At 60.0% G+C, this 15,265-nt stretch carries 11 protein-coding genes; 2 read left to right on the top strand and 9 right to left on the bottom strand.

The features are described from left to right. Positions 1–17: 17 nt before the first annotated feature. From htpG to H7C18_RS25240, 6 genes are all read right to left on the bottom strand, one after another. On the bottom strand, positions 18–1,898 hold the full coding sequence (gene htpG, locus H7C18_RS25265; RefSeq protein WP_185131877.1) for a molecular chaperone HtpG: 1,881 nt from the start codon (positions 1,896–1,898) through the stop codon (positions 18–20). Between the two features lie 263 nt (positions 1,899–2,161). Further along, entirely contained in the window at positions 2,162–3,037 is an 876-nt protein-coding gene (locus H7C18_RS25260; RefSeq protein ID WP_185131876.1) for an alpha/beta hydrolase, read from the bottom strand. Positions 3,038–3,058: 21 nt separating this feature from the next. After that, positions 3,059–3,631, bottom strand: coding sequence for a DNA-3-methyladenine glycosylase I (locus tag H7C18_RS25255; RefSeq protein ID WP_185131875.1), 573 nt, complete (start codon positions 3,629–3,631; stop codon positions 3,059–3,061). Between the two features lie 65 nt (positions 3,632–3,696). Beyond that, positions 3,697–4,053 (bottom strand): hypothetical protein, encoded by a 357-nt coding sequence (locus tag H7C18_RS25250; RefSeq protein ID WP_185131874.1) that lies wholly within the window; start codon positions 4,051–4,053, stop codon positions 3,697–3,699. 102 nt (positions 4,054–4,155) lie between these two features. Continuing rightward, positions 4,156–5,643 (bottom strand): FUSC family protein, encoded by a 1,488-nt coding sequence (locus H7C18_RS25245; protein ID WP_185131873.1) that lies wholly within the window; start codon positions 5,641–5,643, stop codon positions 4,156–4,158. Positions 5,644–5,742: 99 nt separating this feature from the next. Beyond that, positions 5,743–7,341: a spore germination protein gene (locus H7C18_RS25240; protein ID WP_185131872.1), complete on the bottom strand. Its 1,599-nt coding sequence runs from the start codon at positions 7,339–7,341 to the stop codon at positions 5,743–5,745. Positions 7,342–7,553: 212 nt separating this feature from the next. On the opposite strand from H7C18_RS25240, the gene H7C18_RS25235 reads away from it, so the two are divergent. Next, positions 7,554–8,546 carry a DUF3231 family protein gene (locus H7C18_RS25235; RefSeq protein WP_185132015.1) on the top strand — a complete coding sequence of 331 codons (993 nt, stop codon included), beginning with the start codon at positions 7,554–7,556 and terminating at the stop codon, positions 8,544–8,546. 22 nt (positions 8,547–8,568) lie between these two features. Next, positions 8,569–9,033 carry a hypothetical protein gene (locus H7C18_RS25230; protein ID WP_185131871.1) on the top strand — a complete coding sequence of 155 codons (465 nt, stop codon included), beginning with the start codon at positions 8,569–8,571 and terminating at the stop codon, positions 9,031–9,033. Between the two features lie 85 nt (positions 9,034–9,118). Here H7C18_RS25230 and H7C18_RS25225 read toward each other — a convergent pair whose 3' ends face one another. From H7C18_RS25225 to H7C18_RS25215, 3 genes are read right to left on the bottom strand one after another with little or no spacing between them, the layout of a single operon-like run. Then, a complete protein-coding gene (locus H7C18_RS25225; RefSeq protein ID WP_185131870.1) occupies positions 9,119–11,848 on the bottom strand; it encodes a glycosyl hydrolase in 2,730 nt (909 codons plus the stop codon). Between the two features lie 33 nt (positions 11,849–11,881). Beyond that, positions 11,882–13,417 (bottom strand): response regulator transcription factor, encoded by a 1,536-nt coding sequence (locus H7C18_RS25220; RefSeq protein ID WP_185131869.1) that lies wholly within the window; start codon positions 13,415–13,417, stop codon positions 11,882–11,884. Continuing rightward, positions 13,383–15,185 carry a cache domain-containing sensor histidine kinase gene (locus H7C18_RS25215; protein WP_185131868.1) on the bottom strand — a complete coding sequence of 601 codons (1,803 nt, stop codon included), beginning with the start codon at positions 15,183–15,185 and terminating at the stop codon, positions 13,383–13,385. Before H7C18_RS25215 ends, H7C18_RS25220 begins: the two co-directional genes overlap by 35 nt. Positions 15,186–15,265: the final 80 nt, after the last annotated feature.

Below are 15,265 nucleotides of genomic sequence, written 5' to 3'. Positions count from 1 at the left end.
CGACGGCCTTTTCCCGCTTAGCGCATGATCTTGCAGATATTGTTCGTGAACTCCACCGGATCCTGAACCGGCAAGCCCTCGATCAGCAGCGCCTGATTGTACAGCAGGTTCGTGTACAGGCTCAGCTTCTCCCGGTCATTCTCCTGGGCGTTCTTCAGCGATTGGAACACGTCGTGATGGACGTTGATCTCCAGCACCTTGTCCGCTTGCACGTTCTCGCTGCCCGGCATGGCGCGAAGGATCTTCTCCATCTCGACCGTCAGCTCGCCTTCCGAAGACAAGCAGACCGGATGCGTCTTCAGCCGCTTGGAGGCGATGACGTTCTTCACCTTGCCGCCGAGAAGCTCCTTCATCTGCTCGAACAATTCCTTGTTCGCGCTCTCTTCGGCTTCCGACGGCTTCTCGCTTGCCTCCTCTTCGATGCCGAGATCGCCGCTGGAGACGGAGCGGAACTCCTTCTCCTTGTAGTTCATCAGCATCTTGATCGCGAACTCGTCCACGTCGTCGGCGAAGTACAGAATCTCGAAGCCTTTGTCCAGAACGAGCTCGGTCTGCGGAAGCTTCTCGATCCGCTCGATCGATTCCCCGGAAGCGTAATAGATGTACTTCTGCCCTTCCGGCATTCTCTCGACGTACTCGGCCAGGCTGACCAGCTTCTTTTCCTTGGAGGAAGAGAACAGCAGCAGGTCTTGAAGCGTGTCCTTGTTGGCGCCGTAGTCGCTGTAAACCCCGAACTTCAGCTGGCGGCCGAACGACTTGAAGAACTTCTCGTATTTCTCGCGGTCGTCCTTCAAGAGGCTCTGCAGCTCGCTCTTGATCCGGTTCTTGATATGGCCCGCGATCTGCTTGAGCTGGCGGTCCTGCTGCAGCATCTCGCGCGAGATGTTCAGCGACAAGTCCTCGGAATCGACCATCCCTTTGACGAAGCTGAAGTAGTCCGGCAGCAGATCGGCGCATTTGTTCATGATCAGGACGCCGTTGGAGTAGAGCTCCAGGCCCTTCTCGTATTCCTTGGTATAGTAGTCGAACGGCGTATTCTCCGGAATGTAGAGGATCGCGTTGTAGACGACGGCTCCATCCGCCCGGATATGGATATGCTTGATCGGCGTGTCGAAGCCGTAATGCTTCTCCATATAGAAGTTGTTGTAGTCCTCGTCCGTCAGCTCGTTCCGGTTCTTGCGCCAGATCGGAATCATGCTGTTGACGGTTTGAACTTCGCTATATTCCTCGAACTCATTGTCCGCGCCTTCCTTCGGACGGCTGCTCGTTACTTCCATCTTGATCGGATAGCGGATAAAGTCCGAGTACTTCTTGATGATCGCCTTCAGCCGGTACGGCTCGAGAAAATCGTCGTACCGTTCTTCGTCGGCGTTTTCCTTGATTTTCAAAATGATGTCGGTACCGATCGTCGCCTTCTCGCAGGGCTCGATCGTGTAGCCGTCCGCTCCCTCGGATTCCCACTTGTACGCGGTGTCGCTTCCGAGCGCCTTGCTGATAACGGTTACGACATCCGCGACCATGAACGCCGAGTAGAAGCCGACGCCGAACTGGCCGATGATGTTGTGGCCGTCCTTCGCTTCGTTCTCGTTCTTGAAGGCGAGCGAGCCGCTCTTGGCGATAATGCCCAGGTGCTCTTCCAGCTCTTCCCGCGTCATCCCGATGCCGGTGTCGGAGATCGTCAGCGTGCGCTTGTCCTTGTCCGGCGTCACTTGGATGTAGTAATTGTCTTTATCGAACACCAACGCGTCGTCGGTCAGCGCCCGGTAGTAGATCTTGTCGATCGCGTCGCTGGCGTTGGAGATGAGCTCTCTAAGGAAAATCTCCTTCTGCGTATAAATGGAGTGGATCATCATCTCCAGCAACCGCTTCGATTCCGCTTTGAACTGCTGCTTGACCATCGGCCGAACTCCTTTCGGGTATCATGTTCCTGACATTTATTTTAGCACTCTATCCTCATGAGTGCTAACTGTTTTTTATATATCATATCCCGAAAAGGCATGTCAACCGAGCAATAATACGACGTGCGGGTTTTCTGCTTCCGTTCGTACCTTCGTTGAGGGAGCGGAGGTCACGATTTGCGCCTGCCGTTTGCGGGTAGCCTTCGTATTCGAGACATCCGCCCCATTCATCTCGCGCATTCCGCTTTGCTTATGGAAAATATCTACCAGAATCTGCGGACGAATTTGAGCGTCGTCTCCAGCGCATGCCCGATCTCTTCATCGGACGCCCGGTAATTGAACAGCGCGAAAGCATGATCGCTCCCGGGCAGCAGCTCCAGCCGGACCTCGACTCCGAGTTCGCTTACCTTATCCGCGTAGGCCGCGCTGTCCTCCGGAAGCACGACCGCATCCTCCAGTCCGTGCATGATCAGCAGAGGCGGATGCCGTTCCGTCAAGCTCCAGAGCGGCGACAACCGGCGCGCCCTCCGGAAGCGGGCCAGCCGCCGGGCGGCTTCTCCTTCCGCGACGGGAGGCTCGTCCGGAAGCGGCGCGTCCTGCACCCAATGGCCCCATTTGCCCGCAAGCTGAGTGATCGGATTATAGGCGACCAGCAAGTCCGGCACGCAAGAGACCGTCGTGTCCTCTCCCGGCGCTTCCAAATCATGAAGGGCGGACACCGCGCAGGCGAGATAACCGCCGGCCGATTCCCCGGCAAGGACGATGCGGCCGGGATCGATTCCCCATCGGTCGGCGTGCCTTCGAACGAAGCGCACCGCCGCCTTGCAATCGGCGATACACTCGTCCAGGGTCACGCTGTCCGCGGCCGGCCGTTCCTCTTCCATCTTCATGAGGCGATAATCGGCCGTTACGCACGCAAAGCCTCGCTTCGCGAACCAGCGGCATTGAGGCAGCAGCATCTCGGCCTCCCCGCCCGTGAAGCCTCCGCCGTGAATGAAAATGATGCAGGGGCTCGAACCCGGCTCGCTTTGATCCGGCCGAAGCAGCAGCAATCGCAAATCATAGCCGCCGATACGGCGATAAACGATCGTTTCCGCCCGGTCTTCGGGCAGCAATTCCCACTCTCCGGATACGTCCAACCTCGTTCCTCCGCTCCCGGCTTACGAATGCTTGTCCGCCGAATGATAGAACTCGCAGTCCACGGTATGGTCGTTGACCATTCCGCACGCCTGCATATGGGCATAGCAAATCGTCGACCCGACGAACTTGAAGCCGCGCTTCTTCAAATCCTTGCTCATCGCGTCCGATTCCGGCGTCGTCGCCGGAACCTCGCGTATCGTCCGCCGGCGGTTCAGGATCGGCTCCCCGCCGACGAACCGCCACATGTACGCGTCGAAGCTGCCGAATTCCTCCTGCACCTTCAAGAAGCATTGCGCATTCGCGATCGCCGCCCGGATCTTCGCGCGATTGCGAATGATCCCGGGATTGTCCATCAGCTCCGCCACTTTGGCCTCGCCGTATTCGGCCACCTTGCGCGGATCGAACCCGTCGAACGCCTGCCGGTAATTCTCGCGCTTCTTCAGCACCGTGTACCAGCTTAATCCGGCCTGCATTCCTTCCAGCACCAGAAATTCGAACAGCTTCCGGTCGTCGTGAACCGGAACTCCCCATTCGCGGTCGTGGTAATCGATGTACAACGGATCGTCGTTGACCCAGGCGCAGCGTACGGTCATCTTGGCAGCTTCCTTTCCGATCGGGGATGGTCTATCGTTAATCGGATTATACCATACGCGAGATTTTAAGAGGTTGCCGGTTCCCCCTCCCGCTCCAGGCTTCCGTCCAGAGACTGTCCCAGCGACGCGATTTCCTCCCGAAGCCTCGGCTGTCCGGCGAGCGCGGGAAGCTCCGGCATCGGCAGCGGATGCCCCCAGTCCGCGCTTTGCGCCATCCTCTCCAGCGCGAGCAGCAGCAAGGCGAGCTCCCCGTCCTCCATCGTCTCCCGCCACGGATCGCGGGCGTAGGCATTCAACAGATAGCCGAACTGATCGATCGACCAGACCGTCGGCAGCAGCCGCTTCAGCTCCTTCTCGTTCCTTGGAATTTCTCCCGTCGCCGTAGCGTAGACCGTTGCCAGATTGGACAGATGGGTTTTCATGTCCCTCGTCTCCCTGCTGTCCGAGGGCGGCTTCCCCGCCGGCCGCTGCGTGAAGATCAGCGCCAGGAGCCGTGCCTGGCTGCGAAGCGTACGGGCCATCAATTACGGGATTCGGCTGGAAGCGGACCTCCTGCCGATCAAGAGAACGCCGGCGAGCCCGATCAGACTTCCGACGAGCACGTCCGTCAGCCGGGCGCCGGCGAAGCAGACCGTGTCTTGGATACGGCTGTTCGCTTCCGCCATGAGCAGGGCGTTCGGGGTAACGAACAGCACCGTAATCGCGTAATTGCGAACGAGAAACAGCTCGGCCCCGAAGGTGAACAGCATGATGGCAAACGAGACGACGTACCCTTCGGGTCGGAGCGACAAAATGGCGCTCGCCGCCAGGATGCCGATCATCGTGCCGATCGAACGCTGGATCGCCCGATGAAACGTGGCGAGGACGGTCGCCCCCAGCATGACCGACGCGCAGGATAGCGGCACCCAGTAGGAGCGGTTCAACTCCAATCCGCGGGCGATCAGCGCGGCGAAGGCGAGAACGGCGGCGAACCTTAGCGATAGCAGGAGCACGATGGAGTTGCGGTCGAGCGCGCCGAGCAGAATGGTCCGCAGCGGCGTCCTTCTCGCGCAGGGTTTGCTTCTCTCCTCCGGGGGCGCTGCGCCGTTCCAGATGCGCGCCGACTGTCGAATGCTTCCCGTCAGCTCCAACCGTTCCAGGCCGTCCGCTTCCGGAAGCTCCCTCACCCGATCGGCTCTTCCCCGCCGAACCGCATTCGCGATCGCGCCGGCCGCCTGTCCCAAAGCAGGCGGCAGCGTCCCCCGGCTCGCCGAAGCGAAGCGGTTCATCTCCAGGTAGATGGCGTTCGCCTGCCGGAACAGCGCCTGCAGCTTCCCGAACGTCTCATTGGCCCTCCGGGGCACCCATGTGGAGACGAATATCGCTTCCGTCTCGTACAGCTGGAGCAGAGCGTCGTGCCTCGCTTCTTCATAAGAGGCGGTTCCGACCGCATTCAGCGCCTGCGCCAGTCGGCCGTATAGTCTCGAGATCGCCTGTTCCTCCGGCGCGCGGGGACCGGCGAACCAGCCGAGCATCCCGATCGCCCAGGCGAGAAGCCCGCCCGCAAGCGCCAGCCCTCCCCGCTGGAAAGCTTGAGAAGAATCAACCGGCATGGCGGACCCCAGCAAAAAGGCCATGACGAAAAACAGCGCCCCCGGTCCCTTATAGGACAAAGCGCCGAACAGAAACGTGACGAAGCCGCCGAACGCTCCGAGATAAAGAGCCGCCAAAACCGGATTCGAAGCCAGCAGCGTTCCCGACGCAACCGACAAGGCCAGGCCGAGCGCGGCCCAGAACAGCTTCTTGGACCGGAGGGCATACGGTTCCTTGCCGGCGTACAAGTAGGCAAAGCCGCCCGTTCCCGCCAGCATGCCGGACGGAAAATCCCCCAAGACGCAGCCGACCAGCGACGGCAAGCCGAGGCTCAACCCCGCTCCGATCGCCCGGCCCCAGGGCAGAGCGGCTCTCTTCAGCTCGAACGCTTGCCGTATGATCGATGCCCAGGCGGCGACGCGCCCCGCCCTTCTCTCCATCCCGCCAGCCTCCCTGCCCGAACGGCGAAACTCCCGCCGACAAGGCGGGAGCGATTCCAATTGTTAGGTTGTCCTCGCCGGGATCATGATGGCGATTTTCTAAGACTTTTTACGCGGATCGAGCACATCGTTTTTTTGCTCCGCGTTTTGATCAACCCGCTGTTTATCGCCTGAGAAGAGAAACTTCGGGCGTCGCCACATCGATCTTAACGGCGCACGGACGATCAGGTCCTTCATGCCCTGAAAGCTGCCGGGAGTGTATGGGGCTAAGTAGGGAACGCCGAACGATTTGAGCGATAACATATGGTTGAGGATGAGGATGAGCCCGAGCATAATCCCGTACAAACCGAATGTCCCGGCCAGAATGACGAGCGGAAACCGCAGCAGCCGCAGCGCCAAAGCTGCATTAAAGGCCGGAGTCGCGAAGGATCCGATCGTCGTCAGAGCGATGATGACGACCGTGATCGGGCTGGCAAAGCCGGCCGATACCGCGGCTTGGCCCACGACAAGCACGCCGACGATGGAGAGCGCTCCGCCGACTTGCTGAGGCAAGCGAATCGTCGCTTCCCGCAGCACCTCCATCGACACTTCCATCGCCAGCACCTCGATGACGGCCGGAAACGGCACGCCGGCGCGCCCCCCCGCCACCGCGACCGCGAACTCCGTCGGGATGAGCTCCGGGTTGAAGGAAATGATCGCGACATATAACGACGGGAAGATGAGCGAGAACACGAGCGCAAGCATCCGTGCCAGACGAATCGCGCTCATCAGCAGAAAGCGTTCCGTATAGTCCTCGACCGTCTGGTAGAACTGGTTGAATACGGTCGGAACGACCAGAGCGAGCGGCGATCCGTCGACCATTATGGCGACTCTTCCCTCCAGCAGATTGGCGACGACCTTGTCCGGCCGTTCCGTATACTGCATCTGCGGAAACGGAGAAAAGTGATTGTCCTCTATGTACTGTTCGAGATAACCGGAGTCGAGCACCGCGCCGATATCGATCTGGGAGAGGCGATGATTCACTTCCTTTATCAGATCGGGGTTGGCAACGCCCTCCAGGTAGCAGATGGCCACTCTGGATCGAGTTTCGCGGCCGATCGTCATCGATTTGATTTTCAAGTCGCTGGTTTGCAGTCGATACCGAATCAAGGAAAGGTTCGTATCCAGCAGCTCGATGAATCCTTCGCGCGGACCCCGAATGACTTGCTCTGTCGCCGGGGTTTCGATGGCCCGCCTCTCCAGGCTCCGCGTATTAATAACGAAAGCTTCATCCACCCCTTCGACCGCGACGACTGTCTTGCCGCGCAGGATTCCGTCGATAAGGGAGTCTAACGAACGCTTTAAAGTTACCTCGGTATGAGAAAGCGAGTCCAGAAATATGGCTTCCTTTAGCCGTTCTCCCGAGATGTCGTCCCGTAACCGCGGCGCAGGGTACATAAGCGCTTTAAGCACGTCTTTATTGATTTCCAACTGATTGACCATGTTCGTAAAGTAAAAAATCGCAGCGGGATAACGGCCGAACACGTGAAGACGGCGAATAACGAAATCATCGTTTGCCCCCAGCAGACGCTGGATCGCTTCGACGACTTCCTCCAGCCTTCCGCTCAGTTTGGCATCCCGGAACTCCTCCTCTTGACGGCGATTCGAAGAGTCCGCATGGGAAAAAGTGGTCTTCTTTGGGGCTCTTCGTCTGAACATTCCTCGTCTGAACACTCCCGACCACTCTCCCTTGTTGAATGAGCTAAATGGTTTTATGATGCACGTCCTTCATTGTTTGGTTTAACACGATGATTTAAACTCTCCAGAATGGATAAAGCCATCGACGGTGTCAAAAACTAAGAAAAACAGGAGGAGGTGCGGCTTCCGTGATTAAGCTTGAATCCTTGCGCGAAAACCTGACGACTGAAAGCATGTCCTCTAAATTAACCTCGGCCGAAATCGGGAAGTTATGGGCGACATACATGGGGAATAACATGGCCTGCCGGATTCTGCCTTATTTTCTCCAAAACGTGGACGATCGCGACATTCGATCCGTTTTGGTCGAGGGCCTTCGGGTAGCCGAATGGGCCACGCAAATCGTCGCGGACCTGTTCGACCGCGAAGGCTATCCGCTTCCGGCCGGCTTCAGCGAGCAGGACGTGAATATGGGAGCGCCCCGGCTTTTTGACGACGAGTTCTATCCCCATTACTTGAAATATACGGGCAAAGCCGGGCTCAGCGTGTACGGAATTGCCATACCTTTGGTAAGCCGGCCTGACGTTCGCGACTTTTTTACCGATCTCCTCGTGGCGACCATCAAATTGATGAACGATGTCAACCAATTATTGGAAGAGAAAGGTTATTTGATTAAACCGCCCCTCATCCCGACGCCCAAAACAATCGATTTCGTCGAAAAGCAATCGTTTATGAACGGTTTTTTCGGGGATGTTCGACCGCTTCAGGCGTTGGAAATCACCCATATTTACGACAACGTCGAGAACAATGCGATCAGCAGCGCCATTCTGACCGGCTTCTGCCAATCGGCCAAAATCGAACAAGTCCGCCATTACTTCCAAAGAGGAAAAGGGATCGCCTCCAAACACATCGTGGTTTTAAATAAAGTGCTGCAGAAAGACGACTTGCCGTCCCATCCGAGTCTGGACCACTTGGTCACGGACTCCACCTTCTCCCCGTTCTCCGATAAAATCATGCTGTTCCACAAGATCGACATGTTCATGGTACGGATCCGGTCTTACGGCAACGCCCTTTCGTTCAGCGCGAGACATGACTTGGCCATGATCTTCGCAAGATTTATGGCGGAAGTGGGAAATTATGTCGAAGACGGCGCGAACACCATGATCGACTTCGGTTGGATGGAGCAGCCGCCGCAAGCGGCGGACCGCGAAGCTTTGTCTTCCAAATAACCGGCGAGGCGAGGGAACGCCCATGCATAAATCTTCTCGCGTCGCCGAAGCGATGTTGTGGAGCATCGCCCTGCCCGGATTCGGCCAGTTCCGCAACGGCAAATATATCAAGGGGACGCTATTGATCGTCATGGAATTTCTGATCAACGCCCAGTCCAACTTGAACCTGATCATTATTTCCAGCTTTCATGGGGACATCCGGGGAACGATCGACCAGACGGATTATCAATGGCTGATGTTCTACCCCTGCGTTTACATGTATGGGATCTGGGACGCCTTTAAGGATGCAGGAGGGGGCACGAAGCCTTATGCCGTGTTCCCTTTTGTTTTCGGGGCATTTTTCGCTACGATCGGAGTCATTTATTCGCCCTACTTTCTTGGCGCGATGTGGTTGGGGATATTGGGTTTGGCCGTGGGAGTGGCGGTCGGCATGGCGCTTCAATACGCGTTTCGGAACCGATTCGCGACAGATCGGAACGGTTCCTGAATTCGTTATCCAATGATGAACCCGCGAAGAGCTCCTCCGCCCGCCCCCCGTTCCTCCAGCCATCGCGCCTGTCCGCGGGTACGCCTCAATCGCCCGGCGGTTTCGGGGCGGACAGCGTAACCGGTCCGAGCAGTCCGGACGGAGCGGGCTTCTCCCTGCGGAAATGGTCGTCCCGGAAGGAGCTGCCGAGCGTATTGGTCACCGCCACGCGGATCCGGGCGCCTTCCCGGAGAAGCGAGACCGGAAGCTCCCAGCGGTAAGGCGGACAAAGAAGAGGAAGGAACGTCTCGTGCACGCCTTCGAGGGTCAAGACGGCGATTTCCCCGACCTCGCCAAGATTCAGCTCGACGGGCGAGTCGTCCTGCGGCAGCGACCGAGCCTGCTCCGGGGCGAGAGTCGTCTCGTAGACGACGGTGCCCGAGAACCCGGCGAGCTCGGAACGCTCCTGCCAGTCTCCCAAGCCGAATGCGCTCAGGTCGTCCGGCACGGAGACCGAGTCCAGCGGCGTGCGGATGTCTACGACGTCCCACTTTTCCAGCTTCGGCGCCGAAGCCGTCTTCGCAACCGCTGCCCGATGCGAGGACGAAGGCCGATCCGCGGCCGAGAACGCCGTGCGCGGCGATGAACCATTCGCGGCAGGGGCCGCGGGACGCACGACCGCGAATACGGCCTCGTAAGGCTCAAGCCGAAGCGGAACGACCGTGCGGCCTTCTTCGATCCGGTAATCGTCCGGCTCCTCGATTCGCCCCGTCATCGGATGCCAAAGTTCAAGATTGCCTGCGGCAGGCAAGACGATGGCATCTTCCAAGACCGCCGCCATGCCCTCGTTGCGCAAGAAGAAGACGTCGCAGTCTTCATGCCGGTAATGGCAGTACCGCAATTCCGGGAAAAACGACCCGGCGGCGATTCCGGGCTCCAGCTTCCCGCGAAGCTCCCGGCCGAGTTCGGCGATCGGAACGGGTCGCTTCGGGAATGCCGGACCCGACAGCGCCGCGGCCAATTCCGCGTGGCGTCCGCCGCATTCGAATTTCGCCGTCTCTTCTACCTCCAGCACGTGCCCTCCCGTTTCCGCGAATTCGGCGATCCGCACGGCCGCCTCCAGCGGCAGCGTCTCTAAGCCCGGCAGCACGACGGCCCGGAAAGTCTCTTTGCCGATGCGAAGCGCGCCGTCTTGAATCTTGCACCGCTCGCGATCGGCCAGCAGGTCGCACGATAAAATATCGAAATCGTACTGATGCTCGGCAAGGGCCCGGCAGACGTCGTCAAGACGATCCCGATCGCCGCACCAATGCGATTCGGCCGGATACAGCACGGCAACGGAGGCGATATGGTCCGCACCCTTCAGCATGAGGCACGAGCGGTTCGCATAGTCCGCCCATTGGCGGAAAAAGGGCCACTGCGGATTGCGGCCTCCCGCATAGAAATGCGGGGGGCAGTCGGAATCCGGAAACAACGGCGAGAAGGCATGGGGGACGTACCAGTTCGTTCCCCGGGCCGTCATCCAGTCGGTCAGCCATTTCATCTCGCGAAGGCCGAGGTCCCAGCCGTAAGCGCCGAAATTCTCGCACATGACCAGATCGGTCCCGAGCTCCAGATGGGCCGCGGACTGCGCCAGCTTGGGCAGCGTGAAGTGGAAGAAGTTCCGGTAGGGCTCGTCCCGGTACGTCTGGAATTGCGGATAACATTCCTCGTACGGCGCCCGTTTCTGTTCCGAGTCAAGCTGACGCAGCACGAAGTCGTAGCCGCCCATATCGAACCGCTTCGTGCTGCGAAAAAAGTGGCCGACGCCGAACCCGTGGTGCATATGCGCATGATTGTCCTCGACCACATGGCCGATGAACGCGACGCCGTTGCGATGGCACCACGATTGGATGCGTCCGAAGAAATGATCGGAGAACAGCTTCGTCATCCGGTCCATATAATCGAAGCGGACCGGCCGGTCCTCTTTGCCGTCGACGTCGTACCAGAGCAAGTCGGCCCAGTCGAGCAGATCGTAGCCTTTGGCGTCGCGGAACGACGACTCCAGCAGACGGGTCCAAGGGAAGCAGGGCGTCTTCTCTCCGAACAGCATGTCGTAGGAGGCGAAATTTTCGAAGCTCGTCTCGTCACCGAAAAAGCCTTTGATCGTCGTTCCCCAATAAGGAGCCAACCGGCGCTTCGTCTCCTCGTAGGTGATGGAGATGAACCGGTCGGTCACCTCCGGATCGATATAATCGACCATTTTCTCGAACATGCGGCCGCTCCACGACGAGGTCAGGCCGATTCGATGAACGTTCCAAGCCCGCCCGGGTTTCCCTTCCTTGCGAACGGCTTCCCGCCAGGCGCCGAACTCCTCCTCCGTCCGAAAAACGACCCGCTCGTTCTCCCCGGAGCCGCCGGTCGCGCAGACGATTCGAAGCAGCTTCTCCATCGGACGCTCTTCGGCCGGCGGCGCCCAGTCTTCCGCTTCGCGCCACTCGGCGCTTTGCTTGATCAGCACCTTCATCCGGCTCTCCGGGTGCCCTTCCAGCACTTTGCCTCCGGCGATGCCGGACGGGTAATATTCCTCGTCGAATATCCAGACGTCCAAGCCGCGCTTCGCGGCCTCGTCCAGGCAAAAGCCGACGTCGCGCCACCAGCGCTCGCCCAAGTAATCGTTGTGCGGCCGCGATTCGATAACGAAGCCGCCGGCGCCGCCATCGTCCATGGCCGCCACTTCCGCCCGGATCGCCTCTTCGGTTTCCCTTTCGTCTCCATGCAGCCACAGCAGGGGAAACAGGCTTCGCGGCGGATGGGCGGATGCGAACGAGGCTCGCAGCTTCTCGTATTCGGACATGGAGAACTCACTCCTTGTTCTAAGTCGTCTTCCTCAGGTCGAACCCGAGGCGCGTTTCCGGTAATCGAGCGGCGGAGCGCCCGCATGCTCCAGGAATAAGCGGGAGAAATAGCGCGAATTGGGAATGCCGACCCGCTGAGCGATCTCGTATACTTTCAGATCGGTTGTTTCCAGCAGCTTGCGGGCTTGATCGAGCCGGTATTGCTGTACGTAGTCATGGAAGCTGCGGCCCGTCTCGTTGCGGAACAAGGCCGCGAACCAGCTCGGGCTCAAGTTCACCCGGCGCGCCGCCTCGCCAAGCTCGATGTCCGCATACTGCCGCGCGATCAGGCGCAGCGCCTCCTTGATCTCCTTGCGCATGCTGCCGCCCGGATACCGGCGGGCGAGCAGATCGGCGAGCGCGCCGGCTTCTTCGAGCAGCGCTTTGGCGTGAAGAGCCTCGTTCGCCTTCCGCCTCAGGCGCTCCGTCAGCCCGGGGGCCGGCCCGGCTTCGTCCGGTGACGCCTTCGCGAAGCCGTCCAGCCGGTCGGCCAGCTCGAGCGCCATCTGCCGCGCCTGCCCAGGCTCCGGTCTGTACGCCTCGGAGACGGCTGCCATCCATTGGCGCAGCAGGCCGGCCGCCTCCTCGCCGTCGCCGGCCGCCGCGGCGCTGCCGATATCCGCCAGGAGACGGCGAAAGGATTCCGCCGGGTAGGGAACCCACGAGCGGCCGGGATCGCCCTCGATCCATTCGCCTTGCTCCTCGTAGAAGCCGGCCTCGCTTCGCTCCCAAGCGCACCGATACGCGGACGGAAGGTCCTCCGTCCGATAACAGATGCCGCTCGCCGCCGCAACGAAGCCGCCGGCCGGCTGCTCCTTCCGCAGCCGCGAGCCGATCCGCGCGCATTGCGCTTGATACCGGCCATAGAACTCGCCGTCCCGGACATGCGGGGCGGACCGGAATACCAAGCACCATACGCACGCGGACATTTGAACCGGCAGACAGCGCCCTTCCCCCGCGGCTTCGGCGAACAGCTCTTGTTCGGCGTAGCCGGACGGCAGCGGCCGCTCCGTGCGAATCACCGCGATCGCCGCCTGCCCGGCGTCGAATCCGGCCCGCTTCAAGGAAGCGGCGTTGTCCTCCGAGGGATACAGGAGCAGCTCCCGCAGCTGCAGCCGCAGCAGACGTTCGGAGCCGGCCATTTCCTTGCGCAGCGATTCGGCCGTTTTTTCCAACGACTTCACGAACTCCTCCTCGCTGAGCAGCACTTTGGTCAAGTAGTCTTCGGCGCCGTAGCGAATGGCCGATTGCGCTTTGGCGAAATCCTCATAGCAAGTGAGCAGCACGACCTTGGGGGGAGCAGGCTTGTCTTGAAGCCTCCGCAGCAGCTCCAGGCCGTCCATGACCGGCATGCCGATGTCGGTGACGACGATGTCCGGCCGCAGCCGGTCGATCGCCTCCAGCGCCTGAAGTCCGTTCTCCGCTTCGCCGACGACGACGAAGCCGCGGGAAGCGAGCGAGAAACTGCGCAGGCGCCGCAGCGCCAGCGGCTCGTCATCGACCAGAAGCAGCTTGAAGGCTTGATCCATCGTATCCATCCTCCGTTTCGATGATTCTCAGCCGGACGGTTACGGTCGTTCCGACGTCCGGCTCGCTATGCACGCTAAGCCCGTAGCCGGCACCGTAATACAGCTGGATGCGTTCGTGCACGTTGCGCAGACCGATGCGGAAGCCCCCGCTCCTTTCCTGTCCCGCTTCGGAGCCCTCCCGCCGCGAGCTTGGCCGCAGCCGCAGCAGCTCGCCGATTCGGCGCTTGGTCATGCCGACCCCGTTGTCCGCGACGGCGATGATCAGATCCGAACCGCTTCGCACCGCCTTCACGCTCAGCCTGCCGGGCCGACCGGTCAGCGAATGCAAACCGTGAAAGACGGCGTTCTCCACGATCGGCTGGAGAATCAGCTTCAGGATCCGGGCGGAAGCCAGCTCCGGCGGCGCGTTCTCGACCTCGAAGGAGAAGCGGTTGTCGTAACGGGCGGACAGAATCGTCAGGTAATCCTTCACATAGGTCATCTCGTCGCCCAAGCTGCGCAGCACCGACGTCCGGTCCAAACCGTATTTGAGCAGCCGGATGAGCACGGCCATCATCCGATGGATGTCGTCCTTGCCTTTGAAGTCGACCATGATGTCGATCGTATTGAGCGTATTGTATAGAAAATGAGGGTTGATCTGCGACAGCAGGCTTTGAAGGTCGGCCTGCCGCTTCTGCTCCTCCGTCTTTTTCAACGTCTCGATCAAATCTTGGATCGTCCGCATCATCCGGTTGAATTCCCGGGCCATCTCGCCGAATTCGTCCGGGCGGGCCACTTCGAACTGATGGTTCAAGTGCCCTCTGGCGATGTGCCGGATGCCGCGCGTGAGCGAGACGATCGGCTTGGTGAACCACCACGAGACCGCGAAATAGAGGACGATCAGTCCGGCCGATCCAAGCACCAGGATGAGGATGGCGAACCGGACGATCGGCCTGTACTTGTTCTGCAGCGTCTTGACGTCGCCGACGACGACCGCCTTCCAGTAAGGCGCCTGCTTCATGTCGGAGATGACGTAATACTGCCCGCTGCGATCGAAGTAGGATTTGGCCGCTTCCAGCGTCTCCGTGTTGCGCTCGGCGTATTCCAGCGTCTCGTAGCTGTTGCGGGCCACGATCGTGATCGAATAGATAAGCCGGTCGTTGCGGTCGTACAGCAGCGTTCGGGTATCGTAATTGCCCGCGAACGCCGCGCCGCGCTGCACGATGTTCGTGACATCGGTCACGAACGCGAGCACGCCCATGCTGCGGCCGTCGTCGTCGGCGACTTGCTTGGTGACGATGCTGACCAGGCTGTTGAGACCGGTCGCGCCCATCGTGGAGGAGAACGGTTCCGACCAGACCACCCCGTTGTTCGGATCCTTGGTCTGCTTCCGGATGATGCCGATCTCCTTGTCGGCGAAGCTGTCCCAGAAATATTCGGGGTACCCCGCCACCAGACCGTCGTTCCCGAGGTAGACGATCCCCCGCACCAGCTCCGGGCGGGTCATGACGGCCGTCTCCATCGTCCGAATCCAATCCTCCGGCTTCGTTCCTCCGTATACGATTTCTTTCTCGATGCCCAGGACGTTGAGCACCAGATCGTTCATCTGGCTCTCCATCATCCGAACGGACTGCACGACCATTCCGTCCAAGGCGCTGTTCTGCGTCTGACGCAAAAAGGACGTCGTATTCGACTGCGCAAGCCAGATCACGGCGGCTTCCAAGATCAGGCTGGGCATAATGAGCCAGATCAGCAGCTTCGTCCGCGCACCGATTCGTCCTCTTCGCATCCGCATCCCTCTTCCCTTCATCAGGCGGAGCCCGGAGCCCTCCCGCTCCGCATCGATTCGGAAGAAGCCCGAGGCACGGA

The sequence above is a fragment of the Cohnella zeiphila genome (assembly GCF_014212055.1).
Taxonomy (GTDB): domain Bacteria; phylum Bacillota; class Bacilli; order Paenibacillales; family Paenibacillaceae; genus Cohnella; species Cohnella zeiphila.
The sequence above is the reverse complement of the archived record's forward strand: the minus strand, read 5'-3'. Positions and strand labels throughout refer to the sequence as shown.

Bases quoted from the DNA above. Each gene is read 5' to 3' on its own strand.
- htpG (WP_185131877.1), bottom strand. From the start codon at position 1,898: ATGGTCAAGCAGCAGTTCAAAGCGGAATCGAAGCGGTTGCTGGAGATG.
- H7C18_RS25255 (WP_185131875.1), bottom strand. From the start codon at position 3,631: ATGACCGTACGCTGCGCCTGGGTCAACGACGATCCGTTGTACATCGAT.
- H7C18_RS25250 (WP_185131874.1), bottom strand. From the start codon at position 4,053: ATGAAAACCCATCTGTCCAATCTGGCAACGGTCTACGCTACGGCGACG.
- H7C18_RS25245 (WP_185131873.1), bottom strand. From the start codon at position 5,643: ATGGAGAGAAGGGCGGGGCGCGTCGCCGCCTGGGCATCGATCATACGG.
- H7C18_RS25240 (WP_185131872.1), bottom strand. From the start codon at position 7,341: ATGTTCAGACGAAGAGCCCCAAAGAAGACCACTTTTTCCCATGCGGAC.
- H7C18_RS25235 (WP_185132015.1), top strand. From the start codon at position 7,554: ATGTCCTCTAAATTAACCTCGGCCGAAATCGGGAAGTTATGGGCGACA.
- H7C18_RS25230 (WP_185131871.1), top strand. From the start codon at position 8,569: ATGCATAAATCTTCTCGCGTCGCCGAAGCGATGTTGTGGAGCATCGCC.
- H7C18_RS25225 (WP_185131870.1), bottom strand. From the start codon at position 11,848: ATGTCCGAATACGAGAAGCTGCGAGCCTCGTTCGCATCCGCCCATCCG.
- H7C18_RS25220 (WP_185131869.1), bottom strand. From the start codon at position 13,417: ATGGATCAAGCCTTCAAGCTGCTTCTGGTCGATGACGAGCCGCTGGCG.
- H7C18_RS25215 (WP_185131868.1), bottom strand. From the start codon at position 15,185: ATGCGAAGAGGACGAATCGGTGCGCGGACGAAGCTGCTGATCTGGCTC.